The sequence below is a fragment of the Pseudonocardia sp. CA-107938 genome (assembly GCF_050936315.1).
Classification (GTDB): domain Bacteria; phylum Actinomycetota; class Actinomycetes; order Mycobacteriales; family Pseudonocardiaceae; genus Pseudonocardia.
In genome coordinates this window covers 367,446-394,331 of record NZ_JBNJNA010000002.1, presented here as the reverse complement: position 1 = coordinate 394,331, position 26,886 = coordinate 367,446, and the positions used below count along the sequence as shown (strand labels likewise).

The 26,886-nt window shown below is 73.8% G+C and carries 25 protein-coding genes; 11 read left to right on the top strand and 14 right to left on the bottom strand.

What is annotated here, in order from left to right:
- The first annotated feature begins 8 nt into the window (after positions 1-8).
- Genes ACQEVB_RS34800 through ACQEVB_RS34790 form a run of 3 tightly spaced genes read left to right on the top strand, consistent with a single transcriptional unit; the run spans position 9 to position 2,591 of the window.
- Complete coding sequence (locus ACQEVB_RS34800) at positions 9-380, top strand: hypothetical protein (protein WP_432981957.1); 372 nt, start codon at positions 9-11, stop codon at positions 378-380.
- Positions 380-2,128, top strand: a complete 1,749-nt coding sequence (locus ACQEVB_RS34795) for an alpha/beta hydrolase (protein ID WP_432981954.1) — start codon at positions 380-382, stop codon at positions 2,126-2,128. The genes ACQEVB_RS34800 and ACQEVB_RS34795 overlap by 1 nt, the downstream gene beginning before the upstream one ends.
- On the top strand, positions 2,070-2,591 hold the full coding sequence (locus ACQEVB_RS34790; protein ID WP_432985448.1) for an LppA family lipoprotein: 522 nt from the start codon (positions 2,070-2,072) through the stop codon (positions 2,589-2,591). Before ACQEVB_RS34795 ends, ACQEVB_RS34790 begins: the two co-directional genes overlap by 59 nt.
- On the opposite strand, the gene ACQEVB_RS34785 is transcribed toward ACQEVB_RS34790, so the two are convergent.
- Entirely contained in the window at positions 2,582-5,692 is a 3,111-nt protein-coding gene (locus tag ACQEVB_RS34785) for a BTAD domain-containing putative transcriptional regulator (protein ID WP_432981951.1), read from the bottom strand. The genes ACQEVB_RS34790 and ACQEVB_RS34785 overlap by 10 nt on opposite strands.
- Before the next feature lie 24 nt (positions 5,693-5,716).
- On the opposite strand from ACQEVB_RS34785, the gene ACQEVB_RS34780 reads away from it, so the two are divergent.
- From ACQEVB_RS34780 to ACQEVB_RS34755, 6 genes are all read left to right on the top strand, one after another.
- Entirely contained in the window at positions 5,717-6,487 is a 771-nt protein-coding gene (locus ACQEVB_RS34780) for an FHA domain-containing protein (RefSeq protein WP_432981948.1), read from the top strand.
- Positions 6,488-6,559: 72 nt separating this feature from the next.
- The gene (locus ACQEVB_RS34775) at positions 6,560-7,138 is read left to right on the top strand and encodes an LGFP repeat-containing protein (protein ID WP_432981945.1); all 579 of its coding nucleotides are present in this window, start codon (positions 6,560-6,562) and stop codon (positions 7,136-7,138) included.
- Positions 7,139-7,192: 54 nt separating this feature from the next.
- The gene (locus ACQEVB_RS34770) at positions 7,193-7,870 is read left to right on the top strand and encodes a hypothetical protein (RefSeq protein ID WP_432981942.1); all 678 of its coding nucleotides are present in this window, start codon (positions 7,193-7,195) and stop codon (positions 7,868-7,870) included.
- A 118-nt stretch (positions 7,871-7,988) separates the two neighbouring features.
- Entirely contained in the window at positions 7,989-8,288 is a 300-nt protein-coding gene (locus ACQEVB_RS34765; protein ID WP_432981939.1) for a hypothetical protein, read from the top strand.
- Between the two features lie 59 nt (positions 8,289-8,347).
- On the top strand, positions 8,348-9,229 hold the full coding sequence (locus tag ACQEVB_RS34760; RefSeq protein WP_432981936.1) for an NAD(P)-dependent oxidoreductase: 882 nt from the start codon (positions 8,348-8,350) through the stop codon (positions 9,227-9,229).
- The gene (locus tag ACQEVB_RS34755) at positions 9,226-10,086 is read left to right on the top strand and encodes an NAD(P)-dependent oxidoreductase (RefSeq protein WP_432981933.1); all 861 of its coding nucleotides are present in this window, start codon (positions 9,226-9,228) and stop codon (positions 10,084-10,086) included. The genes ACQEVB_RS34760 and ACQEVB_RS34755 overlap by 4 nt, the downstream gene beginning before the upstream one ends.
- A 70-nt stretch (positions 10,087-10,156) precedes the next feature.
- Here the strand turns inward: ACQEVB_RS34755 and ACQEVB_RS34750 are convergent, their stop codons facing one another.
- The 3 genes from ACQEVB_RS34750 to ACQEVB_RS34740 all read right to left on the bottom strand — a co-directional run bounded on the left by ACQEVB_RS34750 (position 10,157) and on the right by ACQEVB_RS34740 (position 14,309).
- The gene (locus ACQEVB_RS34750; RefSeq protein WP_432981930.1) at positions 10,157-11,839 is read right to left on the bottom strand and encodes an alpha-amylase family protein; all 1,683 of its coding nucleotides are present in this window, start codon (positions 11,837-11,839) and stop codon (positions 10,157-10,159) included.
- Positions 11,836-12,834 (bottom strand): TIGR03885 family FMN-dependent LLM class oxidoreductase, encoded by a 999-nt coding sequence (locus tag ACQEVB_RS34745; RefSeq protein WP_432981927.1) that lies wholly within the window; start codon positions 12,832-12,834, stop codon positions 11,836-11,838. The genes ACQEVB_RS34750 and ACQEVB_RS34745 overlap by 4 nt, the downstream gene beginning before the upstream one ends.
- 71 nt (positions 12,835-12,905) lie before the next feature.
- Positions 12,906-14,309 carry an amidase gene (locus ACQEVB_RS34740; protein WP_432981924.1) on the bottom strand — a complete coding sequence of 468 codons (1,404 nt, stop codon included), beginning with the start codon at positions 14,307-14,309 and terminating at the stop codon, positions 12,906-12,908.
- A gap of 352 nt (positions 14,310-14,661) precedes the next feature.
- Here ACQEVB_RS34740 and ACQEVB_RS34735 point away from each other — a divergent pair, with 352 nt between their 5' ends.
- Positions 14,662-15,060 (top strand): PPOX class F420-dependent oxidoreductase, encoded by a 399-nt coding sequence (locus tag ACQEVB_RS34735; protein ID WP_432981921.1) that lies wholly within the window; start codon positions 14,662-14,664, stop codon positions 15,058-15,060.
- A gap of 8 nt (positions 15,061-15,068) precedes the next feature.
- Here ACQEVB_RS34735 and ACQEVB_RS34730 read toward each other — a convergent pair whose 3' ends face one another.
- From ACQEVB_RS34730 to ACQEVB_RS34690, 9 genes are read right to left on the bottom strand one after another with little or no spacing between them, the layout of a single operon-like run.
- Positions 15,069-16,031 carry a P1 family peptidase gene (locus tag ACQEVB_RS34730; protein ID WP_432981918.1) on the bottom strand — a complete coding sequence of 321 codons (963 nt, stop codon included), beginning with the start codon at positions 16,029-16,031 and terminating at the stop codon, positions 15,069-15,071.
- On the bottom strand, positions 16,028-16,771 hold the full coding sequence (locus tag ACQEVB_RS34725; RefSeq protein ID WP_432985445.1) for an ABC transporter ATP-binding protein: 744 nt from the start codon (positions 16,769-16,771) through the stop codon (positions 16,028-16,030). Before ACQEVB_RS34725 ends, ACQEVB_RS34730 begins: the two co-directional genes overlap by 4 nt.
- Positions 16,772-16,815: 44 nt before the next feature.
- Entirely contained in the window at positions 16,816-17,598 is a 783-nt protein-coding gene (locus tag ACQEVB_RS34720; protein ID WP_432981915.1) for an ATP-binding cassette domain-containing protein, read from the bottom strand.
- Positions 17,595-18,443, bottom strand: coding sequence for an ABC transporter permease (locus tag ACQEVB_RS34715; protein ID WP_432985441.1), 849 nt, complete (start codon positions 18,441-18,443; stop codon positions 17,595-17,597). The genes ACQEVB_RS34720 and ACQEVB_RS34715 overlap by 4 nt, the downstream gene beginning before the upstream one ends.
- 2 nt (positions 18,444-18,445) lie before the next feature.
- Positions 18,446-19,396 (bottom strand): ABC transporter permease, encoded by a 951-nt coding sequence (locus ACQEVB_RS34710; protein ID WP_432981912.1) that lies wholly within the window; start codon positions 19,394-19,396, stop codon positions 18,446-18,448.
- Complete coding sequence (locus tag ACQEVB_RS34705; RefSeq protein ID WP_432981909.1) at positions 19,396-20,904, bottom strand: ABC transporter substrate-binding protein; 1,509 nt, start codon at positions 20,902-20,904, stop codon at positions 19,396-19,398. The genes ACQEVB_RS34710 and ACQEVB_RS34705 overlap by 1 nt, the downstream gene beginning before the upstream one ends.
- Positions 20,901-21,770 (bottom strand): alpha/beta fold hydrolase, encoded by an 870-nt coding sequence (locus ACQEVB_RS34700; protein WP_432981906.1) that lies wholly within the window; start codon positions 21,768-21,770, stop codon positions 20,901-20,903. Before ACQEVB_RS34700 ends, ACQEVB_RS34705 begins: the two co-directional genes overlap by 4 nt.
- A complete protein-coding gene (locus ACQEVB_RS34695) occupies positions 21,767-23,029 on the bottom strand; it encodes an O-acetylhomoserine aminocarboxypropyltransferase/cysteine synthase family protein (RefSeq protein ID WP_432981903.1) in 1,263 nt (420 codons plus the stop codon). Before ACQEVB_RS34695 ends, ACQEVB_RS34700 begins: the two co-directional genes overlap by 4 nt.
- Positions 23,026-24,051, bottom strand: a complete 1,026-nt coding sequence (locus tag ACQEVB_RS34690; RefSeq protein WP_432981900.1) for an isopenicillin N synthase family dioxygenase — start codon at positions 24,049-24,051, stop codon at positions 23,026-23,028. Before ACQEVB_RS34690 ends, ACQEVB_RS34695 begins: the two co-directional genes overlap by 4 nt.
- Before the next feature lie 659 nt (positions 24,052-24,710).
- Between ACQEVB_RS34690 and ACQEVB_RS34685 the strand changes: the two genes are divergently transcribed.
- Positions 24,711-25,937: a DUF222 domain-containing protein gene (locus ACQEVB_RS34685; RefSeq protein ID WP_432981897.1), complete on the top strand. Its 1,227-nt coding sequence runs from the start codon at positions 24,711-24,713 to the stop codon at positions 25,935-25,937.
- A 233-nt stretch (positions 25,938-26,170) separates the two neighbouring features.
- Here the strand turns inward: ACQEVB_RS34685 and ACQEVB_RS34680 are convergent, their stop codons facing one another.
- Positions 26,171-26,800 carry a hypothetical protein gene (locus ACQEVB_RS34680; protein ID WP_432981894.1) on the bottom strand — a complete coding sequence of 210 codons (630 nt, stop codon included), beginning with the start codon at positions 26,798-26,800 and terminating at the stop codon, positions 26,171-26,173.
- Positions 26,801-26,886: the final 86 nt, after the last annotated feature.

Here is a 26,886-nt window from a genome sequence, read left to right as displayed (position 1 = left end):
CCCGAACCGTGGGGGACGTGACGGTGCCGGTGAGCGCGATCGGCGACGCGGGGCGGCTGGCGGCCTCGGTGGCTGGCGACGTCGGGGGCGTCGACGTGGCGGGCCCGGCGGGCGAGATCGCGGCCGCGCTCCCCGGTTCGCGCAGCGCGCAGGTCGCGGCGTCGGCGGCGCAGCTGTGGCGCGCGGAGATCGCGAACGTGACGACGGCGATGCAGGACTACGGCCTCCACCTCGCCGACGCCGCCGCGGCCTACGCCGACGCCGAGCAGGACCAGCTCCGGCTGATCGCGGCGGCCTCCGCCGTCGTGCCCGGGCCCGCCGCACTTGTCGAGCAGGCGGCGGCCGAGCTGCCGTCCCGGATCCGAGAGGCGCTGGGCTGATGGTCCGGCTGGCCGATCTGCGCCGGTGGGATCCGGCCGCGCTGGAGTCCGTGTTCGCCCGCTTCGGCACGGCCCGCGACCGGCTCGTGGACCTGGACGCCGGATTGGCCGGCTGTGCCCCACCGAGCGCGTGGGTCGCGCCGGCAGCCGACGCCGCGCGCGCGACGCACGACGGGGTGGCGGAGCGGCTGCGCCGGGTCGTGTCTGGAGTCACCGGGTGCCGTCCGGTGCTCGCGCAGACGGTCGACGCCATCGAGGGCCTGCACCGCGACCTCGCCTCCGCCGACGCCACGGCCGCGGCCGCCGGGTTCCTGATCGACGCGGAGTCGACGATCACCGACACCCGCACCGTCACGCTCCTGCCCGAGCAGGTCGACGCGTACCGCGCCGATCGGATCGCGCAGATGACGGCCCTGCGGACGCAGCTCGACACCATCCTCGGCCGCGCCGACGAGATCGACGCGGCGCTCGCCGACATCCTCGCCAGGGCGGCCGCCGGCCAGATCGACGACGGCGCAGCCACCACCCTCGCCGGCGCCGCCGACCACGTGCTGGGCGGCGTCGCCGTGCCGGAGCCACCGCCGGTCACCGCCGGCCCGAGCGCCACGAACGCCTGGTGGACCGGCCTCACCGACGCCCAGCGCGAGGCCGTGCTCCTGCGCGACCCCGGCCTGGTCGGCAACCGCGACGGCATCCCGGCGTCCGTCCGCGACGAGGCCAACCGCGCGCAGCTGCCCGACCAGCTCGGCAGGCTCGACTCCGATCTCGCGGCGTCGCAGGCGCGGCTCGCCGCACTCCTCGCCGCACACCCCATCACGTCGATCGATCCGCCTACGCCGCAGGTCTACGCCGAGGTGGCGAGGCTCAAGGAGCACATCGCGGACGTGCAGGTCCGTCACGACGCGGCGGTGGCGATCCAGAGCACCATCGCGGCACCTGATCGGCAGCTGCTGCTGCTCGACCTCGGCCCGCCCGGGGGTCACGCGCCGCACGCTGCAGTAGCGGTCGGCAACGTGGACACCGCCAAGCACGTCGCCGTGTTCACCCCGGGGATGACCACGACGGTTGCCGGCAGCGTCGGGGGCTACACCAGGGACATGCAGGGCGTTCGCGACGTCGCTGCGGCGGAGCTCAAGAAGGTCGGACAGCCAGACGCGGGGGTCGCCACCGTCGCGTGGATCGGCTACGACGCACCGCAGCTCGACGCCACCATGCTCGATCCGAGTCGGAGCGTCGCGTCCTCCGCCACGGCGCAGGCCGGGGCCGCCGACCTGGCGCGTTTCTACGACGGCATCGCAGCGAGCCGGCCGGGGGATCCGGCGCACGTCACCGCGTTGGGTCATTCGTACGGCTCCACGACCACCGGGTACGCCCTCCAGCAGACGTCCGTTCCGGTGGATCGAGCCGTCCTCTTCGGTTCGCCCGGCCTCGGCACCAACGACGTCGGCCAGCTCCACGTCGCTCCGGGCCACGTCGAGATCGTCGACGCCCGGAAGGACGGCGTGGCCGACCTGGGCCGGTTCGGCGGCGACCCGAACCTGCTCCCCGGGGTGACCAACCTGTACTCGGAGGAATACCTGCTTCCCGACGGCACCCAGCTGACCGCGTCGACCGGCCACAGCGAGTACCTCGCTCCGGGCACGACCAGCCAGTACAACATCGGGCTCGCCGTGGCCGGCCTCGACCACCATCAGATCCTCGAGTCGCGCATCGGCTACGGGGACGCTCTTCGAAGGGTGGTGTGGTGACCGTGGAGCAGCGCGTGCTCACCCAGGCCGATCTCGACGCCCTCCCCCGATCGCCGCGATGCAGGATCGCTACGAGGAGATGTTGCAGCGGATCCGCACCGCGGTCGACGCGGCCATCGGCCCGCGCGCGTGGCACGTCCACCCGGGCAGCGCCGGCTACGGCTCCTGCGGCGACCGCGCCTTCGAGCCGAACGTCCAGGGCCGTGACGTCACGCTGCCGTCCTGGGGGTTCGACGAGCCGATCACCGACGCGGACTGGCCTGCGGTGAAGCGCGCCGTCCTCGACGTGCTCGGTGAGCACGGCTTCCGGCCGGGCGGAATGGCCGTCGACACGGGCGGCAGCCACGAGCTGAACGCCTACGAGCCGACGTACGGCGGTTACTTCAACCTCGGCAACGTGACGCACACGGTGATGCGGGTCAGCACCGGCTGCCACCCGGGTGAGTGGCGGATCTACGAGTAGTCGCCGGTCGCGAACTCGGCCGCGAACCGCGCCTCCCCGAGCTCCGCGACGGCCACCGCCGTGATCCGGTCGACGTCGCCCCGCTCCGCCGCCGGGAGCGGGCTCCCGACCGACTCGCGCGATCGCGCGGCCGCGCCGAGCAGCCGGGCCGCCCGCACGTGGTCGCCGGCGAGCGCAGCGGCCCCGGCCAGGCCTTCCAGCGCGAGCGCGATCGCGCGCGGGTCGCCGGCCTGCCGGGCCAGCGCCAGCCCGTCGCGGTGAAGCGCCTCGGCGGCCGCCGCGTCGCCGCGCAGCTCGGCCACGAACCCCAGCTCGGCCAGGATGAGGGTGCTGGCGGCGTCGAAGCCGGTCCGGTCGTGCCAGCTCAGGACGTGCCGGAGGTGGCGTTCGGCGTCGTCGAGGCGGCCGGTGCGGCGGGCGAGCAGGGCCAGCCCGGTCTCGGCGAACACCTCGCCCGGCTTGAACCCCTGCTCGACGGCGCGGCGCAGCGCCTGCTCGTGCAGCTGCAGGGAGCGCGGGTGGTCGCCGTCGAGCAGCGCGATCCGGCCGAGCCAGGACAGCTGGTAGCTGACCTCCGGCAGCAGCCCCAGTTCCTCGGCCATCCGCACGCCGCCCTCGAAGAGGCGGGTCGCCGTGGCGTAGTCGCCGGCGATCTCGGCGAGCGTGCCCTGCGCGAACGTGGCCTGCAACCGGCCCCAGCGGTCGCCGAGCAGCGCGAACTCGCGCGCGCAGTGCTCGGCGTCGGCGGCCGCGGAGGCCATGTCGCCCTGCGAGACGCGCTGGGTGATGCGGTCGGTGGCGGCCGCTGCGGCGCCCCAGCGGTCGTCGCGGGCGCGGAACCCGGCAAGCGCCCGTTCGGTGAGCCGCTGCGCGGTGGGCATGTCGCCGAGCGTCGTGAGGACGTACCCGAGGAACCAGGCGACGCCGTCGCGGGTCGCGTCGTCGCCGATCGCCTCGACGGTGGCCAGCACGGTCTCGTCGATCGCGGACCCGCTGCCGGAGAGCAGGTCGAACGCGGCCAGCCAGCCGGTGGCGGCGCTCCGCTCGTCACCCGGCAGCGCGCCCTCCAGCGCAGCGGCCAGCGCGCGGGCGCCCTCCCCCAACCGGCCGCGCAGGAACCAGTACCAGGTCAACGCGTTGACCATGCGCAGCGCCGCCTCGGGAGCGGCGGCGTCGAGGGCCGCGCGCAGGTTGGCGGTGTCGGCGTCGAGCCGTTCCAGCCAGCGGCGCTGGTCCGCGCCGCGCAGCCCGGCGAGGGAACGCTGCGCCAGCGCGAGGTAGTGCTCGACGTGGCGGTGCCGCAGGTCCGCCAGCTCGCCGGCGTCACGCAGCCGCTCCAGCCCGTACGCCGCCACCGACTCCAGGAGCCGGTAGCGCGGCTCGCCACCAGGGACGGCGACGACGAGCGAGCGGTCGACGAGCGCGGCGAGCGCATCGAGCACGTCGTCGGGCGCGACACCGTCGCCCGCGCACAGTTCCTCCGCGGCCGCCAGGCTGCAGCCTTCGACGTGCACGGCGAGGCGGCGCAGCACCGCCTGCTCGACGGGGCCGAGCAGCTCCCAGCTCCAGTCGATCATGGCCCGGAGGGTGCGCTGCCGCAGCGGGGCGTCGCGGCGACCGGCCGCGAGCAGCCGGAACCGGTCGTCGAGGCGGCGCAGCAGCTCGTCGACGCCCAGCGCGCGGACCTTCGTCGCGGCCAGCTCCAGCGCCAGGGGGATGCCGTCGAGCCGGGTGCAGATGGTCGCGACGGCGCGCGCGTTGCCGTCGTCGAGCACGAACCCGGGCGCCGCGGCCGCAGCGCGCGCGACGAACAGCTGCACCGCGCTGAACCGGGTGAGCACGTCGGCCCCCGCCACCCGCAGCGCCTCGGCGCCGGGGATCTCCAGGGGCGGCACGTTCCACAGCACCTCGCCCTGCACGGCGAGGGGTTCCCTGCTCGTCGCCAGCACCCTGGCCTGCGGCGCGGCCGCCAGCAGCCGGGCGACGACGCGCGCGACGGGTGCCACGACCTGCTCGCAGTTGTCGAGCACGAGCAGGATCCGGCGTTCGGCCAGCGCGGCGGCGAGCTGGTCGACGGGGTCGCCCGGCTCCTCGCGGATCCCGAGCGCCGCAGCGAGGACGGCCACCACCCGCTCCTCGCCTGCGCCGGCCTCCACCCCGGAGAACTCGACGAACCACGCGTCGCCGGTGCCGCGAGCGGCGGCGAGCGCCAGGCTGGTCTTGCCGACGCCACCCGGTCCGGTGAGCGTGACCAGCCGCGACTCGGCCAGCCGCGCGCGCACGGCGGCGACGGCTGCCTCCCGTCCGACCAGCTCGGTGACGGCGGCCGGGAGGTGCGAACGCGCCGGCGGCGGCCCGTCCAGCGCGTGGTCGAGGATCGCCTGCTGCAGCGCCGCCAGCTCGGGGGCGGGGTCGAGGCCCTGCTCGTCGGCGAGCCTGCGGCGCAGGTCGGCGTAGGTGTCGACGGCGTCGGTCTGCCGTCCGGCCCGGTAGAGCGCGCGCATCTGCAGGCCGCGCAGCCGCTCGCGCAGCGGGTGCCGCTCGACGAGGTCGGCCAGCTCGCCGACGAGCTGGGCATGCTCGCCGAGGTCGAGCCGCGCCTGCGCCCACTCCTCCAGCGCGACGAGCCGTTCCTCCTCCAGCCGCTGCGCAACGGCGACGGCGAACGGCTCGCCGGCGAAGTCGGCCAGTGCCGGACCGCGCCACAGCGCCGTCGCCTGCTCCAGCAGCGCCGCCCGCACGGCCGGGTCGGGCGTGGCCATGGCCTGCGCGGTGAGCTCCCGGAACCGCTGCGCGTCGACGGCGCCGGGGGCGGTGCGCAGCAGGTAGCCGGGCGGCTGGTGCACGACGAGCGCGCGCCCGCCGGACTCGGCGGCCTCCAGCGCGCGGCGCAGCTGCGAGACCTTGGTCTGCAGCGAGTTGGCGGGGTCGCGGGGCTGCTGCTCGCCCCACAGGTCGCGGGCCAGCCGGTCGGCCGGGACCACCCGCCCGGGATCGACGAGGAGCTCGGCGAGCAGGGCGCGGACCTTCGCCTCGGGCACCGTGACCGGCTCCCCCGCACCGGTCCACACCGCCAGCGGGCCCAGCACCCCGAAACGCACGCTCCCGACCGTATCCTGCTCGGCATGCGTGAGCTGTCGGCCCGATCAGCCAGCCTGGCGTTCGAGCCGCCCAGCTCCCCGCCCGGCACGATCTTCGTGCTGGGTCCGCGTGGCGGCGTGAGCACCGAGCCCACGCCCGGCGCGACGATCACGTTCGGCCGCAACATCGACGACGTCGACGTCGTCGTCGCGCCCGACGACGACCGGGTCAGCCGGCGCCACGGCGTGCTCACCCGCGCCGGACGGAGCTGGACGCTGGCCAACACCGGGCGGCTGCCGATCCGGCTGCCCGGCTCGCGGATGGTGTTCCCCGACAGCGAGCCCGTCGAGCTGGCCGTGGGCTACACGCCGATGTTCATCCGGAGCCGGCACGGCCGCGACCACCTCGTCGAGGTGCGCATCACCGGCGCCACCGGGGTCACGCGGCCGCGCCACAAGGACCTGACCAGCTCGGACCCGATCTGGGCGCTGAACGCCGACGAGCGGCTCGTGCTCGTCGTGCTCGGCCAGCGCTACCTGCGCCACGACGCCCATCCGCAGCCGCTGTCGTGGCGGCAGGTGGCCGACGAGCTGAACGAGCTGCTGCCCGACCAGGGCTGGACGGCGAAGCGGGCCGAGCACATCGGCGTCGCCGTCCGCAAGCGGCTCTCCGCCGCCGGGGTGCCCGGGCTGACCCGCGACGAGGTCGGCGATCCCGTCGGCAACGCGCTGAACCACAACCTGATGCTGGAGCTGGTCTCCTCGGCCACCCTCGTGCCGCCCGACCTGCGCGTGCTGGACGAGCTGGAGCTCTGACCGCGGTTCGGGAGGGTTCCCGAACCAGCCGCTCTTCACTTCTCCCCATCAGCTCGATGGAGGAGATCGGACATGAGCATTCGCACGCGCATCGGAGCACTCGCGCTGACCGTCATGGCGGCGCTGACCGTCACGCTGTTCGCCACCGGCACCGCCTCCGCCGCGACCTGCGCTATTCCGAGCGCCGGTGACATCGGCGCCCGATGGGTGCAGCTCGGCGGTGGGGACGGGGTGCTGGGCTGCCCGACCGGGCCGGAGAAGGACCTCCCCGACGGCGCCAAGGGCCGCCAGCAGTTCTTCCAGAACGGGCACGTGGTCGTCTCGCCGGACCAGGGCAGCCACATGGTGACCGTCGCCTACCGGCAGGGCAACCGCGCGTTCTTCACGTGGGGCTACACCAACCCGTTCAGCTACGACCTGTTCCAGGTCCGTTGGGGCACGACGACCGAGGCCGGCATCTGGAAGCGGCCGAACCGCCAGATCGAGTTCAAGGACGCCGACGGCGGTCACCGGCAGAGCGGTTCCTGGTTCCTCGACCGCACCTCGGCCACGCCGACGATGTACAGCTTCCAGGTGCAGGGCAGCGACCGCTCCTGGGGCAACACGACCTGCCGGCAGGGCTTCACCTACCCGGTGCACGTCCGCGTGTGATCGCGCGCCCGACCTTCATGCCCCCAACAACCCGACACATCACAGGAGCACGTCATGACCAGCATCGTCGCCCGCACCCTGACCGTCGCCGCCGCCGTCGCGGCGCTGACCGGTGGCGCACTCGCCACGGCCGCCACGGCGTCGGCCGCCCCGCTCGCGGCCACGGTCGCCCCGGCCACGGACCACCACGACCGCCTGACGTTCGAGCAGGTCGCGGAAGCCCGCGATCAGGCCCGGATCGCGCGCGAGAAGGCCAACGCGGCCGGCACGGCCACCGGCGCCGCCCGCGGCGCGCTCGACGACAAGCGCGCCCAGCTGGCCCTCGCCCAGCGTGACGCGCAGGTCGCGCAGGAGGCCGTCACCGCGCAGCAGCCCGTCGTCGATGCGGCGAACCGGGCGTTCGTCGCCGCCGGTGACGCCAAGAAGCAGGCCGCGCAGGCGACCAACGCCAACCCGAACGACGCGGTGAAGGAGGCCGAGTACAACATCCGCAACCAGATGTTCCTCGACCGCCTCCGCGAGCTCGCCGACGCGAGCCGGGAGCTGAAGGCCCGCGAGCAGAACCGGGACGCGAAGAACGCCGCCGTCACCGCGAAGCAGGCCGAGGTCACGCAGGCGGAGAAGACCCTCGCCACCGCGCAGACCAACCAGGCGGCCGCGGAGAAGGCCGCCAAGCAGGCCGAGGACCGCTACAACCAGCTCAGGAAGGACTACGAGCGCGGCCACCGCTGATGCCGCCGCGTCCCGGAGCCCGGTGGTCGTCCCGCAGCGGACGCCACCGGGCTCCTTCGCGTTCACCGCCGTTGATCGTTCGGGAGGGTTCCCGAGCGCGACGCCGTTCACTTGTCCCATGACGAACCCCGCATTCCAGGCGAACCAGCAGGCCCAGATCGCAGCGCAGGTGGCGCAGGCCTCCGCCAGCCGCGCCGCCCAGCAGAACGCCGCGCTGGCGACCCGCCTCGGCCAGTCCCACCGTCCCCACTACTACGCCCCGCGCCGGGGCCCGCTCGGCCTGATCGGCCGGCTGTTCTCGATGGTCTTCACGCTGGTCGTCCTGGCCGTCGTGGCCGTGGTCGGGCTGCTCGTGCTGACCTCGGTCGACCCCGGCCTCGTCGAGCCCGTCTGGCACTGGCTGGACCGCCTCGGCTGACGAAGGACCGTGCGCGGACCGTCGGTGAACCGTGCGCGCCGCCCAGCACCGTGACCTCCATGACCGACCTGGGAAGAACTCCCGTCACGGTGCTGGGCCTCGGCGCCATGGGCACCGCGCTCGCCCGCGCGCTGCTCGCCGCGGGCCACCCGACCACCGTCTGGAACCGCAATCCCGCGAAGGCCGCCGCGCTCGTCGAGCACGGCGCCGTCGCCGCCACCACACCCGTCGAGGCGATCCGGGCGAGCCGCCTGATCGTCGTCTGCCTGCTCGACCAGGCGTCGGTGCTCGACGTGCTCGACGGCGACGCCGTGGCCGGTCGGGTGCTGGTGAACCTGACCAGCGGCACCCCACGGCAGGCCGAGGAGCTGGCCGCGTGGGCGGCCGACCACCAGGCCGACCACCTCGACGGCGGCATCATGGCCGTGCCGCCGATGATCGGGACGCCGGGTGCGTTCGTCCTGTACAGCGGCTCGTGCAGCGCCTTCGACACCCACCGCCCGGTGCTCGAGGTGTTCGGCGAGGCCGCCTACGTCGGCTCCGCGCCCGGGGCCGCGTCGCTGCAGGACATCGCGCTGCTCAGCGGCATGTACGGGCAGATGATGGGCGTGCTGCACGCGTTCGCGATGGTCCGCTCGGCCGGCATCGCCGCCACGGAGTTCGAGCCGCGCCTCTCGGCCTGGCTGGCCGCGATGAGCCGGTTCACCACCGAGGCGGCCCGCCTGATCGACGCCGGCGAGTACGGCGGCGAGGTCGTGTCGAACCTCGAGATGCAGACCGCCGCCTACCACCACCTGCTGGAGGCCGCGACCGAGCAGGGCGTGCGACCGGACCTGCTGGCCCCGCTGCTGCCCCTCATGCAGCGCCGCGTCGCCGACGGACACGGCGCCGAGAACGTTGCCGGCCTCGTCGAGCTGCTGACTCTCAAGGAGAACGCGTGAACACCCCCGTCACCCTCATCGGACTCGGCCCCATGGGCCAGGCCATGGTCCGGTCGCTGCTGGCCGCCGGCCACCCCGTCACCGTGTGGAACCGGACGCCGGCGCGGGCCGAGCCGCTGGTGGTGGAGGGGGCCGTGCTCGCCGCGACCCCCGGCGAAGCGCTGGCGGCGAACGAGCTGGTGATCCTCAGCCTCACCGACTACCAGGCGATGTACGACATCCTCGGCCCCGCGGAGGACGCGCTGCGCGGGCGCGTGGTGGTGAACCTCAGCTCGGACTCGCCCGGTCGGACCCGCGAGGCGGCGGCGTGGCTGGCCGAGCGCGGCGCGGAACTGGTGGTCGGCGGAGTGATGGTGCCGGCCGTGCTGGTGGGCAAGCCCGAGGCGATGGTGTTCTACAGCGGACCGGCCGCGGCCTACGAGGCCCACGTCGACACGTTGCGGGTGCTCGGGCGGCCGGACTACCGCGGCACCGACCCCGGCCTCGCCCAGCTGTACTACCAGGCGCTGCTCGACATCTTCCTGAGCTACCTCGCGGCCTACACGCACGCCACCGCGCTGCTGGGCGCCGCCGGGGTCGACGCAGCGACGTTCCTGCCGTACGCGACCGCGTTCAGCGACACGCTCTCGTACTACATCAGCGACACCGCGCGCGCCTTCGACAACGGCGAGCACCCCGGCGACGCGGGCAACGCCGCGATGATGGGCGCCACGGCCGACCACATCGTCGCGGCGAGCCGCGAGGCCGGGATCGACGCCGCGCTGCCGCTGGCGGTGAAGTCGCTCTACGACCGCACCGTCGCGGCGGGCCGCGGCAAGGACAGCTGGACGGCGACGATCGAGGTGATGCGCGGGTAGAGGTTGCGTTGATCATGGGCAAAACGTCGCTCTCGAAGATCGACTGACGACGTTTTGCCCATGATCACCGTCAACCCTGCGGCCCTGTTGTCCGCAACCACCGGCAGCCGTACGGGCGCATGCGCAGCTCCAGCACCCCGTCCTTTTCCGCCTCGACCGGTGGGGCATTCAGGTCCAGCAGGTCAGTGAGCGCCACTCCGGCCAACTCGGGCAGCTTCAGCACGGCGTCCACACCGGCCCCGGACAGGTTGTGCAGCGCGATCACGGTCTGGCCGTCGTCGTCGCAGCGGTGCGCCAGCACGGACCGCGCGTCCGGGCCGGGGTCGAGCACGGTCGCCGTGCCCCAGGCCAGCTCGGGGCACGCGCGGTAGGCCTCGACGAGGGTGCGGATCCAGGCGAGCAGCGACTCCGGGTCGCGCTCCTGGTCCCGGACGTTGACGTGCTCGGGCCCGTACTCGCCCTCGGGCACCGGGCCGGGGAACGTCGACGGGTCGGCGGTGGAGAACCCGCCGTGCGGCTCGGGTGTCCACTGCATCGGCGTGCGCACGGCGAAGCGGCCGGGGAGGGCGAGGTTCTCCCCCATCCCGATCTCCTCCCCGTAGAACAGCACCGGGGTTCCGGGCAGGGCGAACAGCAGGCTGTAGACCATGCGGATGCGGCGCAGGTCACCGCCGAGCATGGGTGGCAGTCGACGGCGCAGCCCGCGGCCGTACACCTGCATGTCCTCGTCGGGCCCGAAGGCGGCGAACACCTCCTGGCGCTGGGAGTCGGTCAGCTTGTCCAGCGTCAGCTCGTCGTGGTTGCGCACGAACGTCGCCCAGTGCCCGTCCTCCGGCGGCTGGGGCCGCTCCCGCAGTGACCGCGCGAGCGGTTCGGCGTCGCCGCGGGCCAGCGCCAGGTACAGGTTCTGCATGCCGATGAAGTCGAAGCACATCGTCAGCTCGTCGCAGGCCCCGCCGCCGTCCTCGGCACCGAAGAACTTCATCAGGTCCGGGTAGGGCAGGTTGACCTCGCCCAGCAGCACCGCCTCCCCGTTGCGCCGGCGCAGGAACGCCGAGAGGTCGGCCAGGTAGTCGTGCGGGTCGGGCAGCGCCTCCACGTCCTGCGGGCGCACCGTCTGCAGCAGGAACGGCACGGCGTCGACCCGGAACCCGGACAGGCCGATCTCCATCCAGAACCCCATGATCCGCGCGATCTCGTCCCGGACCTGCGGGTTCGCGATGTTGAGGTCGGGCTGGTGCTTGTAGAACTGGTGCAGGTAGTACTGCTTCGTCTTCTTGTCGAACTCCCAGAGGCTGGTCTCCTGGTCGGGGAACACCACGCCCTCCGACGCGTTGGGCGGCGGCTCGTCCTGCCACACGTACCAGTCGCGCTTGGGGTTGTCGCGGCTGCTGCGCGACTCGACGAACCACGGGTGCTCCGCCGACGTGTGGTTGACGACGAGGTCGGCGATGACGCGCATGCCGCGGTCGCGGGCGGTCCGCACGAACTCGACGACGTCGCCGAGGGTGCCCAGCCGCGGGTCCACGCCGTAGAAGTCGGTGATGTCATAGCCGTCGTCGCGGTCGGGCGAGGGGAAGAACGGCATGAGCCACAGGCAGGTCACGCCGAGCCGGTGGAGGTGGTCGATGTGCTGGATGAGGCCCTGGAAGTCGCCGCAGCCGTCACCGTTGCCGTCGGCGAACGTCTCGACGTCCAGGCAGTAGATGACCGCGTTCTTCCACCACAGGTCCGAGGTCTGCGTGAGCCTCATGCCGCCAGCTCCGGCAGCACCTTCGCGCCGAACGCGTCGATCCACGCGTCCTGCTCCTGCCCGACGTGGTGCAGGGCGATCTCGTCGAACCCGAGCTCGGCGTACTCGGCGAGCAGCGCGGCGTGCCGGCCCAGGTCGGCCGAGACGTTGACGACGCCGCGGACCACGTCGATCCCCACCTTCTCCGAGACGATGTCGAACGTGTCGACGTGGTCGATGTCCCAGCACACCGGCGGCGGGAACACGTTGCTGCGCCACTGCTCCAGCGCGATCGCCTCGGCGGTGGCCTCGTCGGGCGCCCAGGACAGGTGCACCTGCAGGCGCAGCGGGCCGCGCCCGCCGGCCCCGCGGTAGGCGTCGACCATCTCGCGCAGGTGCTCGGCCGGCGCGTTCGTCGTGATCAGGCCGTCGGCCCACTCGGCGCACCAGCGGGCGGTGGCCGTGCTGGTCGCCGCGCCGATGAGTGGTGGTGGTTCCGGTGGGAGCGTCCACACGCGGGCCCGGTCGACGGTGACGAGCCCGTCGTGGCTGACCTCCTCCCCGGCCAGCAGCGCGCGGATGACGTCGACGCACTCGCGCAGCCGCGCGTTGCGGACGTCCTTGCGCGGCCACACGCCGCCGGTGATGTGCTCGTTGCTGTTCTCCCCGGTGCCCAGCGCGGCCCAGAACCGGCCCGGGTACATGGCACCCAGCGTGCCGATGGCCTGCGCGATGATCGCCGGGTGGTAGCGCTGCCCGGGCGCGTTGACCACGCCGAACGGCAGCGACGTCGCCTGCAGCGCGGCCCCGAGCCACGACCACGCGAACGCCGACTGGCCCTGCCGCGCGCTCCACGGTGAGAAGTGGTCCGACGACATGGCGAAGCCGAAGCCCGCCTGCTCCGCCCGCTGCACCGCGGCCAGCAGCGCGCTGGGGTGGACCTGCTCGTGCGAGGAATGGAAGCCGAAGGTCGCCACGGGTGCCTGGTACCCGTTCGAGCCGAAGATCAGCCGCACCTCGCAGAGGTCAGGTCGTCCTCGCAGGAGGCCGAACCTCTGCAAGGACGCCTCAACCTCTGCGAGGTCGTTCAGGCCGGCCAGGCCGGGGTCGCCGACGCCGGGCGCGCGCCCTCGTACCAGCGCGCCACCTGCAGCAGCCGCACGTCGTCGTAGCGGCGGGCGGCGAGCTGCAGGCCCACCGGGCGGCCGTCGGCGGTGAACCCGGCGTTGACGGTCGCGGCGGGCTGCTCGGAGAAGTTGTACGGCGCGGTGTAGGCGATGTGGGCCATCGCGCGGGCCGGGTCGTTGGTGGGCGACGGGTCCTCCGCCGGGAACGCGGCCACCGGCGCCACCGGGGAGAGCACCACGTCGAACTGCTCGGTGGTCGTCACCGTGGCCCGGCGCAGCGCCTGCACGCCGTGGTAGGCCTGGATGACGGCCGTGCCGGGCAGGTCGGCCGCGCCCAGCACCCACTCGCGGATGTACGGGAGCACGCGGTCGCGCGCGGCCATCGGCAGCGCCTTCACGTCCACCCACGAGCGCATGCGCAGGAACACGTCCAGCTCGTGCAGCAGCTCCTCCGACGCGAACGGCGCGATGCGCTCGACGTGCGCACCCGCCCGTTCGAACAGGGCGGCCGCGGCGTCGACGACGGCGACGACCTCGGGATCGGTCGGCAGGCCGCAGCCCGCGTCGGTGTGGACGGCGACCCGCAGCCCGGCGAGGTCGGCCAGCGGCTGCCCGGCGACGTCGGCCCAGTTCGCCGCGCGCGGACCGGTGAACGTGTGGTCGCGGGCGAGCGGATCCGGCTCCGCGAGCACGGCCATCGCCAGCGCGACGTCGTCGACAGTGCGCGCGAGCGGGCCGATCACCCGACCCATGTACGGCGGGTCGACGGGCACGATGCCGAACGTCGGCTTGAGCGCGGCCAGCCCCGTCCAGGTGGCGGGCAGCCGGACGGAACCGCCGATGTCGCTGCCGACGTGGATCGGCCCGAACCGCGCAGCCGCGGCGGCCGCGGACCCGGCGCTCGACCCGCCCACCGTCCAGCCCGGGTTCCACGGGCTGCGGGTGATGCCGTGCAGGCTGGAGACCCCGGCCGAGAGCATGCCGTAGTCGGGCATCACGGTCTTGCCGATCCGCACCGCACCCTGGGCGTCGGTGAGCAGCGCTACCGGCCCGTCGACGGTCTGCGGCGGCGCCTCGGCCAGTGCCGCGGTGCCCGCGGCGAGCCGATGCCCGACGGTCGCGATGTTCTCCTTGAGCGTGATCGGCACGCCGTCGAGCAGCCCGGCCGTGCCGGTGCTCGCGCGCGCCTTCCGGCCGGCGCGGTCGAACTCGGTCTCGCTGAACGCGTTGATCTGCGGGTTCCGCTCCGCGATCCGCGCCAGGACGGCCTCCAGGACGTCGACGGGCCGGAACGTGCCCGCGGCGTAGCCGGCGCGCAGCTCCGTCGCGGAGAGGGAGATCAGGTCGGTGGCCACAGCTGTCACGCCCTCGACTCTGCCAGGCGAGGCGGTCGCACTCGACGTCACCGACCGCGACACCGTCGCACCGTCGTCCTCGGTGCAGGCACGCCGTGATCGAGCCGTCCCGCAGCACGACCCCGGCGATCGACCGCACCCGACCGGCCACGATCGACGACGCGTTTCGCCGCGCTCGGCGCGGTCGTCTGCGTGGCGGCGCACGGCGTTCGGCGGCGGTCTACGACGCGCCCGGGATCGGTGGCCGAGACGCTCGCCGCGATGGGCCGCTCCCGCGCCGACGGGCGTCGTCGCGTAGCGGTTCCTGGCGATCGCCGCAGCTCATTGACCTCGAGTCGACTTCAGGTCGCAGGCTGTGCCGATGACGCCCTTCACTCCGGCAGAGCTCGCCTACCTCCGCGAACAGAAGCTCGGCCGCCTCGCCACGATCGGGCCCGACGGAGAGCCGCAGGTCCGCCCGGTCTCCTTCGCCGTCGACGAGGAGACCGGCGCGGTCGACATCGCCGGGCACCGCAACCCGGCCAGCCAGAAGTGGCGCAACGTCGTCCGCGACGGGCGCGCCGCCCTCGTCGTCGACGACGTCCTGCCGCCGTGGCGGCCCCGCGCCCTCGAGGTGCGGGGGAAGGCGGAGGTGCTGCCCGACGCCCCCGGCGATGCGGTCGTCCCCGGCGCGCCACCGGGGATCATCCGCATCCACCCGACCCGCATCCTGGCGTTCGGCATCGAGGAGGGTGGGCCGGGGACGCGCACGGTGGGGTAGTGCGGTGATCACCCACCCGCCGCGCCGCCCGTCGCGCCCGGGTAGAGCTCCCGGTAGCTCGCGATGTGCCCGAACCCGGTCGTGACGGACGTGGCGGCGAGGATCGCGTGCACGACGGCCCGGGCGAAGGCCAGCTCGGCGGCGGCCGCGACCTCGGCCGCCTGCCGGGGATCGCTGCCGAGCGGGCCCGTGGCCAGGGCGAACACCGTGTCGCCGTCGGTCTGCCCGTGCACCGGGCGGATCGCGCGGGCCATCCCGCGCTGGGCGGCCGCGGCGGCGCGGGTCAGGCCGGCGTGGTCGACGGGCGCGTCCGTCGCGACGACGCCGATCACGGTGTTGGGCAGGTCGAGGCCGGCGGAGGGTCGGTCGGGGTGCTGCAGGGCGTGCACGGCGGCGGCGTGCTCCGCAGGCTCCGGCACCCAGAGCCCGAACGCGCCCAGCCCGGCCGCCAGCGGGAGTCCGGTGGCCGGGTCGAGCGTCGAGCCGTGCGCGTTGACGACGGCCAGCGCGCCCACGACCGATCCGCCGGCCAGCGCCACGGAGGCGGCGCCGATGCCGCCCTTCATCTCCGCGGTCACCGCGCCGGCGCCAGCACCCACGCACCCCTGCGCGACGTCGGGCCCGGCAGTCGCTGCGGCCGCGTGCCCGGCGGCGGCGTCCGGCCGGTTGCCGCGCACCCCGCCGCGGCCGAGGTCGTAGATGGCCGCCGCAGGGACGACCGGGGCGTCGCCACCCAGCCACTCCACCACCCCGTCGGCCGCAGCGAGACCGTGCGCGCTGCCGCCGGTGAGCACGATCGCGTCGGCCCTGAGTCCGCCCGGCCGCAGGGCGATCGTGTCGCGCGTCGCCGGTCCCCCGCCGCGCACGTCGACGGCGGCGAGCGCGGGCGCGTCCGGCAGGACGACGGTCGTGCCGGTCAGCCAGCCGTCGCCGATCCGCTGCCAGTGCCCGACGCGGAGCCCGGGGATCACGCCGGGAGCCGCGGCACGGCGGCCAGCAGCCGTTGCGTGTACCCCTCCTGCGGCGCGGACAGCACCTGCGCGGTCTCCCCGCGCTCCACGGCACGCCCGTCGTGCAGCACGAGCACCCGCCGGCACAGCCGGGCGACGGCGCCGATGTCGTGCGAGACGAGCACCAGCGACAGCCCGAGGTCGGTGGCGAGCCCGCCGAGCAGGTCCATCACCTGCACCCGCACGGCGACGTCGAGCGCCGACAGCGGCTCGTCCCCCACCAGCACGCGCGGCCCGGGAGCCAGCGCGCGGGCGATCGCGATGCGCTGCCGCTGCCCGCCGGAGAACTGGTGCGGGTACCGGTCGACCGCGGATCGCTCCAACCCGACCGCGCCGAGCAGCTCGTGCACGCGGGCCCGATGGTCGCCCGGGACGTCCAGGCACTCCAGGGGCTCGGCCACGATGTCGCCGACGCGCATGCGCGGGTCGAGCGACGCGAACGGGTCCTGCAGCACCACCTGCACGTCCCGGCGGAACTCCCGCAGCCGATCCGCCGACGCGGCGGCCAGATCCTGCCCACGATGGGTGACGGTCCCGGCGTCCGGCCGGTCGACCGCCAGCAGCAGCCGGACCAGCGTGGACTTGCCTGAGCCGGACTCCCCCACGATCCCGAGACCGCCGTCACCCGGGCTCACCTCGAGATCGACGCCCCGCAGGGCCTCCCGGTACCGGCGCGGGCCGCGCAGGCTGGTGCGGGGCAGCCGGTAGCGGCGGGTCAACCCGTCGGCGCGCAGCAGCGGGTCCTTCACGACGGGCTCCACGCGCTCGCCCGATAGGCCGTGAGCAGCGCCTTCGTCGACGGGTCGGCCGGTTCGTGCAGCACCTGCTCCAAGGGGCCCTCCTCGCGCACCCGCCCGTCGGCCATCACGGCGACCCGCCGCGCCACCCGCGCCACGACGGCCAGGTCGTGGCTGATGAACAGCAGTGCCATGCCGCGCTCCTCGACGAGCCGGTCGAGCAGGGACAGGATCTCCGCCTGCACCGTGACGTCGAGCGCAGTGGTCGGCTCGTCGGCGATCAGCAGCGCGGGATCGCCGGCCAGCGCGATCGCGATCCCGACGCGCTGGCGCTGCCCGCCCGACATCTGGTGCGGGTAGGCGCGGGCCAGGCTCTCCGGGTCGGGCAGCCCGACCGCCGTCAGCAGCTCGACGGCGCGCTCGTCGGCGGCCCGCCGGTCCACCCCGGTGAGCCGCCGCACCGGACCGGCGACCTGCCGCCCCACCCGCATCAACGGGTCGAGCGCGGTCTGCGGCTCCTGGAACACCACGCCGACCCGGCGACCGCGCAGCGGCGCCAGCTCGCGGTCGCGCAGGCCGAGCAGGTCCGTCCCGTCGAGCCGGACGCGGCCGGTGACGTCGGCGTCGTCGGGCGCCAACCCGACGGCGGCCAGCGCGGTGAGCGACTTGCCCGACCCGGAGGCGCCGATGAGCCCCAGCCGGTCGCCCTTCGCCACGCTCAACGACACCCCGTCGACGACGGCCCGGCCGCCGAAGCGCACCGTGAGGTCCTCGATCGCCAGCAGCGTCACGCGAGCACCTCCCCGACCGTGACCTGCCGCTGCAGCCGCGGGTCGGTGACGTCCCGCAATGCGTCCCCGACCAGCGAGAACCCCAGCACCGCTGCGGTGATCGCGGCGCCCGGCCACACCACCGCCCACGGGTGGACGGTGACGAAGACCTGCAGGTCCTGCAGCATCCGCCCCCACGACGGCGTGGGCGGTGCGGTGCCGAAGCCGAGGTAGGACAGCGCGGCCTCGGCGAGGACGGCCAGCGCGAGGGTCAGCGAGAGCTGCACGAGCAGCACCGGCGCCACGTTGGGCAGCACGTGCCGGCGCACGATCCGCGCGGTCGACGCGCCGCTGGTGCGGGCCGCGAGCACGTAGTCGGTGCTCAACGCCGACGTCATCTCGGCGCGGCCCACCCGCGCCACGTTCACGCCGGTGCCGATGCCGATCGCGACGACCGCCGTCACCACCGAGCCCCCGTACACCGCCGATAGCACCATCGCCAGCAGGAGCGTCGGCAGCGCCACCAGCACGTCGATCAGGCGCGCGACGACCTCGCCGCTGCGCCGCCCGACGGCCGCGAGCACCGCCAGCCCGACGCCGACCACCCCGGCGACCACGGTCGCCGCGACCGCCGCCACCGTCGTGATGCGAGCGCCGGCGAGCAGCTGGCTGAACAGGTCGCGACCGCTGCCGTCGGCGCCCAGCAGGTGGCCGCCCGTGAACGGTGGGGTCCACGCCGCCGCCGGGTCCACGAGCGTCGGGTCGTACGGCGTCCACACCAGCGAGACCAGCGCGCACCCGACGAGCAGGCCGATCAGGATCACCCCGATGAGCCCGGACGGTTCGCGCAGCAGCGCCCTGAACATGCTCACCTCGCCACCCGCAACCGCGGATCGACGAGCCGGTGCCCGACGTCGATGAGGAACCCGATCGTCAGGACGACGGCGGTGAGCAGCAGCACCTCGCCCTGCACCTTGATCAGGTCCCGGTTGCCGACGTCGGCGAGCAGCATCGTGCCCACCCCCGGCAGCGAGAACACGCGCTCGACGACGACGGCGCCGACGAGCAGCGCCGCCACCTGCAGCCCGAGGATCGACATCACCGGCAGCGCGGCGTTGCGCAGCCCGTGCCGCAGCAGCGCGCCGGTGCGGGTCAGGCCGGTCGCCCGCGCGGTGCGGAGCATGTCCTGGTGTAGGACGCCGAGCGTGGCGGACCGGACGAACCGCAGCAGCACGGCCCCCTCGGACAGCGCGAGCGTCACGCACGGCAGCACGAGGCTGCGCACGGCTCGGCCGGGCTGGGCCCAGCCGGTTGTCGGGAAGCCCTGCACGGGCAGCCAGCGCAGCAGCACCGCGAAGACGATGGCGAGCACCAGCCCGACCCACAGCGTGGGCAGCGCGATCCCGAGCTGGGACAGCCCCGCGATGCCGACGCCCACCCGGGTGCGGTGCCGCACCGCTGCCACCACCCCCAGCGGCACGGCGATCAGCACCGCCAGCACCATCGAGCCGGCAACCAGCGGCGCGGTCACCGTGAGCTTGGCGCCCAGCTCCGCCGACACCGACACCCCTGACAGCGCCGACGTGCCGAAGTCGCCGGTGACGACGCCGCCGATCCAGTCCAGGTACTGCACGACCAGCGGCCGATCGGTGCCCAGCTTCACGCGCAGCAGCTCGACCTGCGCCGGGGTGGCCTCCACGCCGGCGATCACCTGCGCCATGTCGCCCGACAGCAGCCGCAGCAGCCCGAACACCAGCAGGCTCGCGACGAGCAGCGACAGCACGAACAGGCCCGTGCGGCGCAGCAGGAAGGCCGCCATCAGGCGGGTTCGGTGGCCGCGAGCCCGGAGAGGTCCAGCCGCGACGTGGTCGAGCTGGTGGGGAAACCGGTGACGCCCTTGCGGATCACGGTGCGCTCGCCGACGTTGAACAGCCAGTCGCTCGCCGCGTCGTTCGAGATCTGCTGGGCGGCCTGCTTCATCAGGCCGTCGCGCTCACCGTCGGACGCCGCGGTGCCGGCGCGCGCGATCAGGTCCTGCACGGCCGGGCTGTTGTAGCGCCAGTAGTAGGCGGCGTTGGCGTAGTTGGCGATGTCGCGCGGCTCGGCGTGGTCGACGATCGACATGTCGTAGTCGGCCTGCTTGAAGACCTTGTCCAGCCAGGTCGCGAACTCCACCGGCCGCACGGCGACGGTGATCCCGACCTGCCCCAGCTGCGACGCGACGTAGCTGCCGATGCTCTCCGGGTAGATGTTGGGCACGGTCAGCGTGAGCGGGAACCCGTTCGGGTGGCCCGCCTCGGCGAGCAGCCGCTTGGCCGCGGCCGGGTCGTACGGGTCGATCGAGGTGAGGTCGGTGAACCACGGGTCGGTCGGGGCGACGCCGCTGCCGATGCGCTTGTTCGTGCCGCCCAGGATCTTGATCAGGCCGTCCTTGTCGATGGCCTGGCGGACCGCGTGCCGCACCTTCGGGTCGGCGAGCGGGCCGCGCCCGTTGTTGAACCCGAGCACGAACTTGTCCGACGTGATGCCCTCGGCGACCGTGAACTCGTCCCGGCCGGTGAACGCGGACAGCAACGTGGGTTCGGGCCGCGTCTCGACGTCCGTCTCGCCGGTGAGCTGGGCGTTGTTGGCGGTGTTGGGGTCGGGGATGTAGTGCAGCACCACCGACGCGACCTTGGCCTTCTCGCCCCAGTACCTGTCGTTGCGGGCCAGCGTGATGGTGGAGCCGCGGTTCCACTGCTTCAGCACGAACGGGCCGCTGCCGTTGGGCGTCGTGGCCAGCGTCGACGGGTCGGTGCCCTTCTTCAGCACCGCGCCGGCACGCCCGGTCAGCGCCCAGGCGAAGTTGCTGTCGCGCTGCTTGAGCGTGATCTGCACGGTCTGCGGGTCGGGCCCGGCGACCGCCGCGACCGAGCCGAAGCTCTTCTTGTCCGGGTTCGTGGACTCCGGCGCGATCACCTGCTGGTAGGACCACACGACGTCGGCCGACGTGAGCGGGGAACCGTCGGCGAAGGTCACGCCCGGCTTGAGCTGGAACGTGTACGTCAGCCCGTCCGCGGAGACCGTCGGCGCCGCCTGCGCGAGCAGCGGCTTGACCTGCCCGTCCTGCGTGCGAGTCAGGAGTCCCTGGTAGACGTTGTCGAGCAGCACCTGCTCCAGCGCCACCCCCGCAACCGACGTGATGTCGAGGCTGGTCGGCTCCAGCACCAGCCGCACGTCGACGGTCGCGTCGGCGCTGGGTGCGGCGGCGCCGCCACCGGAACCGCAGCCGGCGAGCACGACGAGGGCGGCGAGCGCGACGGCCAGGGCTGATCTGCGGTGCCTCATCGGGTGGCTTCTCCGATCGGGGTGGTGATCGCGTCAGGATGGCCCAGGGACGCCACGAAACGCAGGAGCTCGGCGTGCACGGCGTGGCGGTCCAGCTCGTGCAGGATGTTGTGCCGGTCCTGCGGGTAGACGACGGCGCGGCCGCGGGGCAGCAGCTCCGCCAGGGCGACGGCGTCGGCGGCCGGTGCGAGGTCGTCGTCGGCGCCGTGCAGCACCAGCACCGGCAGGTGGTCGAGCGCGCCCGTCTCCACCACCCGGGTTGTGCGGGATCGCGCCGCGCTCAGCGCGGCGAACGTCTCGCGGCGCAGCCCGCCGTCCCACACGAGCGGGTCGTTGCGCACGCGTTCGGCCTGCTCCGGGTCGCGGACCAGCTCGGACGGGTCCTTGCGCAGCTCCCACGGGTCGATGCCGGGCGGCAGCACGAACCCCGGCCCGCGCAGCGACGAGCCGGCCAGCACCAGCCCGGCCACCCCGCCCGCCGGGTCGTCGGCCGAGTCCAGGCGCAGCTCGCCGAGCAGCAGGGTCGCCACGGTGGCGCCCAGCGAGTGCCCCACCACGACGACGGGCGCCCCCGGCCGCGTCCGACGCGCATCGGCGAGCACGGTCTCGGCGTCGGCGACGAGGTCGTCGATCGACTCGATCAGCACCCGCACGCCGTCGCTGCGCCCGTGCCCGGCCTGGTCGTGCGCCCACGTCTCGATGCCGGCTGCCGCGGCCGTCTCGGCCAGCGGCGCGTACTGGCCGGCGTGCTCCCCCAGCCCGTGCAGCAGCACCACGACCGCGGACGGGCGACCGGGCGGTGACCAGCGGTGCAGGTGCAACGACCCGCGCCGCCCGGCCAGCCTGGTCTCGCGGTGTGTCGTCACGGAGTTCCTCCCAGTGCCTGGTCCAGGTCGGCGAGCAGGTCGTCGATCCCCTCGATGCCCACCGACAGCCGCACCAGGCCGGGCGTCACCCCGCTCGCGAGCTGCTCGGCGGGGTCCAGCTGGGCGTGCGTGGTGGACGCGGGATGGATCGCGAGGCTGCGCACGTCGCCGATGTTGGCGAGGTGGCTGAACAGCCCCAGCGCGTCGATGAACCGGGCGCCGGCGGCGCGGCCGCCGCGGATCTCGAACGCGAGCACGGCGCCGGCCCCGTCGGGCAGGTAGCGCTGCGCGGCCGCGTGCCAGGGGCTCGACGGCAGGCTCGGGTGGTGCACGCGCTCGACGGCCGGGTGCGCCGCCAGGAACTGCGCGACGGCGGCCGCGTTCCGTACGTGCCGGGCCAGCCGCAGGTCCAGGGTCTCGATGCCCTGCAGCAGCAGGGACGAGTTGAACGGCGACGGTGCCGGGCCGAGATCGCGCAGCAGCCGGGTGCGCAGCCGCATCGCGTACGCGAACCCGGGGAAGCGGTCCCAGAAGGAGAGGCCGTTGTAGGTGCGGTCGGGCGCGGTGAGCCCAGGCCAGCGTGCGGGGTCGGTGCCGAAGTCGAACCGGCCGCCGTCGACGACGATCCCGCCGATCGCCGTGCCGTGCCCGGCCAGGAACTTGGTCGTGGAGTGCACGACGATGTCGGCGCCGTGCTCCAGGGGGCGCAGCAGGTAGGGCGTCGGCACGGTGTTGTCGACGACGAGCGGCAGCCCGGCGTCGTGCGCCACAGCCGCCACCGCCGCGAGGTCGAGCACGTTGCCCAGCGGGTTGCCGATGCTCTCGCCGAACAGGGCGCGGGTGCGCGGGGTGATCGCGGACCGCCAGGCGTCGAGGTCGTCCGGATCCTGGACGAACGTGACGTCGATGCCCAGCTCGGCGAACGTCGTCGACAGCAGGGTGTGCGTGCCGCCGTACAGGCTGGCCGCGGCCACGAGGTGGTCGCCGGCGCGGGCGAGGTTGAGCAGGGCCAGCGAGGTGGCGGCCTGGCCGCTGCCCACCGCGACCGCGGCCGTGCCGCCCTCCAGCGCGGCGATCCGCTCCTCGACGACGACCGTCGTCGGGTTGGAGAGGCGCGTGTAGGCGTGGGTCTCCAGGTCCTCCAGCGCGAACGCGGCGGCGGCGTGCGCACTGTCGTCGAAGACGTACGAGGTGGTCTGGTAGATCGGGACGGCCCCGCGCGCTCCGGCGTGCAGCTGGCGGGTGGCGAAGGCTTTCACGCGCGCCGCGCCAGCACGTCGGACCAGTACTTCTCCGCGACGCGCGGGTGCGAGCGCAGCCACCCCACGACGGCGTTCTCGCCGAACTGGGCGAGCAGCGGGTTGTCCGGGTCGTCGGTGACCCCGCGGACCTGCGCGGCCAGCTCGGCCGGCAGCTCGAGGGGCTCGACCACGGCGTCGAGGCGGGGGCCGAGGAAGAACGGCACGGAGAAGCGATCCACCCCGACCGGCGGGCTGACCACGCGGTGGCGGGTCGCGGTGAGGTAGCCGCGGGTGGCGATCTCGAGCATCTCGCCGATGTTGACCACGAACGTGCCGGGCAGCGGGGTGGCGTCGATCCACTGCCCGTCCGGGCCCTCGACCTGCAGCCCGCCGACGGTGTCCTGCTGCAGCAGCGCCAGGTAGCCGTAGTCCTTGTGCGCGCCGACGCCCTGGTCGGAGTCGGGATCGGGACGGCCCGGGTAGCGCACGATCTTGACGTGCAGCGACGACTCCTCGTCGAACCACGCGTCGAAGTAGCCCTCGTCCTGGCCCAGCGCGGCGGCCAGCGCGCGCAGCACCTCGCGGCTCACCCGCAGCGCCTCGTCCTGCCAGCGCAGCACCGCCTCGCGCAGCTCCGGCAGCGCCGACGGCCACTGGTTGGGACCGATCAGGCGCACCCAGTCGGGGTCGCCGGGCCGCTGCTCGACCGCGGCGCGCTCGGGCCCGATGTCGATCTGCTCGCGCCAGTCGGCGGTGCCGCCGGTGTGCTCGGTGCCGGTGCGGGTGTAGCCGCGGAACTGCGGCGAGTGGATGTTTTCGATCTCCAACCGCTGCTCGACGGGCAGCGCGAAGAACCTCCGCGCGAGCACCTCGATGCCCTCGGTCACCTCGGCAGGCACGCCGTGGCCGGTGACGTAGAAGAAGCCGACGTCACGGGCGGCGGCGCGCAGCTCGACCAGGAACGCGGCACGCTCGGCGGGGCCGGCGCGGAAACGGGAGAGATCGACGACGGGAAGGGCGGTGGGAAGGGCGGCGGGCACGACAACCTCGGATGCTCGGGAGCGGGCAGGGACGGTGCTCACCGACAGAGCGCCGCGCCCGTCCGGCAGAAGTCCACGTGCCGCCGCCGCCACCGGGCAGGGTGCGGGATGAGCACGGCGCCTCCCCCGGTGCGTGGTCGATCACAGCAGCCAACCTCTCGCCACGCCGATCTGTCAAGACCATCGAGGATCAACTCACATGGCCTTGACCTGCGGAAACGCGTACGGTCCCGAAGATCCGCACGGCCTCGTTGCGGCGTGGCTTCCGGGCTCTGCCCCGGGCCCCGGCGCCTCCGTCCGGTGGAGCCGTTTGGGGTTGCGGTTCTTTCCGGGGCTCCGCCCGGGCCCCGGCGCCTCCCTCCGGTGGAGCCGTTTGAGGTTGCGGTTCTTTCCGGGGCTCCGCCCCGGGACCCCGTCCCTCCCTCCGGTGGAGCTTCGACGGGCCGACTCCACCGTCGCTCAGTCGCCCTCCGGGATGCCACACCGGCGGCCGGGTGGCAAACGAAACGCGTGTTTGCCACCCGACCACCGGCGCGGCCTTGCTGTGCACGCCCGACCGACGGTGGAGCCTTTCAGGCACCGTTTTGGCGAGCGCTAAACGGCACTTGACCTGCGGCAATCAGCACGCGTTCGAACCTGTGTTCGGGTAGAATCAAGGCATGACCGAGAACCCACTCGCACAGGCCGCGAGCCTGATCGAGCAGGCGTTCACGGCCCTCTCCGACAGCCCCGATCCCCTTGCCGCGCTCCTCGTTCTGGAGGGCGTGTCGCGGCAGGTCGACCGGGCGAAGGTCTCCGCCATCGCTGCCGTGGAGCGCGACGGCTCCCTGGCGGAGAAGGGTTACCGCACCACCGTCGCGGGGTTGAAGGATCTGCTCGGATGGGATCACGACACCGCCCGGCGGCATGTCACGGTCGCCGAACACGTTGGGCCCCGGGTCGCCCTGGACGGTGCTCCGTTGGAGCCGGTGCTCCCGGCCACCGCGGCCGCGTTCACCGATGGTGCGGCCACGATGCGGCACGTGGAGACCATCGCCGCGCTGATGAACTCCCACCTGGCCTCCCGGATCAGCCTGGCCGATCGGGTCTCGATCGAGGCCAGCCTCGGTGAGGCGGCCCGCACCTTCACCCCGCGGGAAGTCCGGCTGATGGGGCTGGAGCTGTTGGCGGCGGCCGACCTGGATGGGCCGGAGCCGGATGAGCGGCCCGGCCGCAACGAACTCCAGATGGGCGCCAACTCTGATGGCAGCGGGTGGCTGCGGGGCCAGTTCGACGACCCGCTCGCGTTCGCGGCGATCCGCACCGCGATCGAGGCCCGCACCCGCCCCACACCCGACAACCGCGGCACCACCTCGGCCGAACGCAACGCCGCCGCCCTGGCCGAGATCTGCGGGTTCGCCCTCGACCACGGCGCCTCCGGCGAGGTCGGTGGAGAACGCCCCCGGGTCACCGTCACGATCCGGCTCGACGATCTGGAAGACCGGGCCCGCACCGCGATGCTGGACACCGGGGGACAGTTGACCCCCGGACAGCTGCGGCGGCTGCTGTGCGATGCCCACCTGGTCCCGGTCGTGCTCGACGGCGACAGCCAACCCCTCGACGTCGGCCGCACCCACCGCCTGGTCCCGCCCTGGTTGCGCCGGGCGGTTGCCCTGCGCGACCACGGTTGCGCCCACCCCGGCTGTGATCGGCCACCCTCGTGGTGCGAAGTCCATCATGTGATCGAGTGGCAGCACGGCGGCGCAACGGCCTTGGACAACCTGGTCATGTTGTGCTGCCAACACCATGATCAAGTCCATTCGACCGATTGGCGAATAGACATGTCGTCCGGGAAACCGGAGTTCATCCCGCCACCCTGGATGGCTGATCTGTGGGCTGCGCCATGACCAGGGCACCACTGTGCCCGCAGGCAGGCCACAGGCTCCACCGTCGATCGGGCGTGCGCAGCAACGCCGCAGACCCGGTCGGCGGGCAAACGCGCGGTTTCGTTTGCGCGTCGGCCGGGGCTGTGGCATCCCGACAGGGCGACCGATCGGCGGTGGAGCCGACCGCGGTTTCCCGCCCCACCAGAGGAGGGCCGGGGTTCGGGGCGGAGCCCCGAGAAAGACCGGAACGGCTGTCACCAGTGCGCGCGGAACGGCCACACGCCGTACTCGCACAGCAGACGCAGGCCGGCGGCGAGGGCGAGCAGCAGCAGGCCCGGCAGCCACTGCGAGTCCTCGTCGCCGTCGGGGATACGGGGGTCCAGGCGGTGCCACGGGTCGTAGAGCACGTCGATGCGGTCGCCGGGGGCGGCGACGCGGCGGTCGGTCGACATGGCTGTGACGGTGGGCACGGCGCAGTCCAGGTCGTAGGCGTAGCGGATGCGGGTCTGGGTGCGGCCCTCCGAGTCGCTCGACGTGACCGAGACGGGCAGCACGGTGCGGACCGTGCAGCTCGTCAGCTCGCCGCGCTGGTGCAGGGCGTCGTCGGTGACGGCGCCGCTGAGCAGGTTCAGGCCCGTGAACAAGGCCAGGAAGGCGCCGAAGAACACGATGACGTTGGTGTAGCGCAGCTGCGAAAACAGGGCGACGCAGTAGCCGGCCAGCCCGATCAGTGTGATGACGACGCGGCCCGGTGCGGTCGCGGCGAGCACGTCCGGTCCCTGCACGCTCAACAACCCGCTCCCGACGACGAGCCCCGCCGACACCGCCGGCACGCCGACCGCCCAGAACCACCGCACGACCGCCAGGTCCCCACCGAAACGCATGCCACCCCTCCCCCGTGGACGACCCGGCAGACCCGCAAACGGTTGGGGCGGCCCGAGATGGTTTGTGTTCGATGTAGTTAACGCCG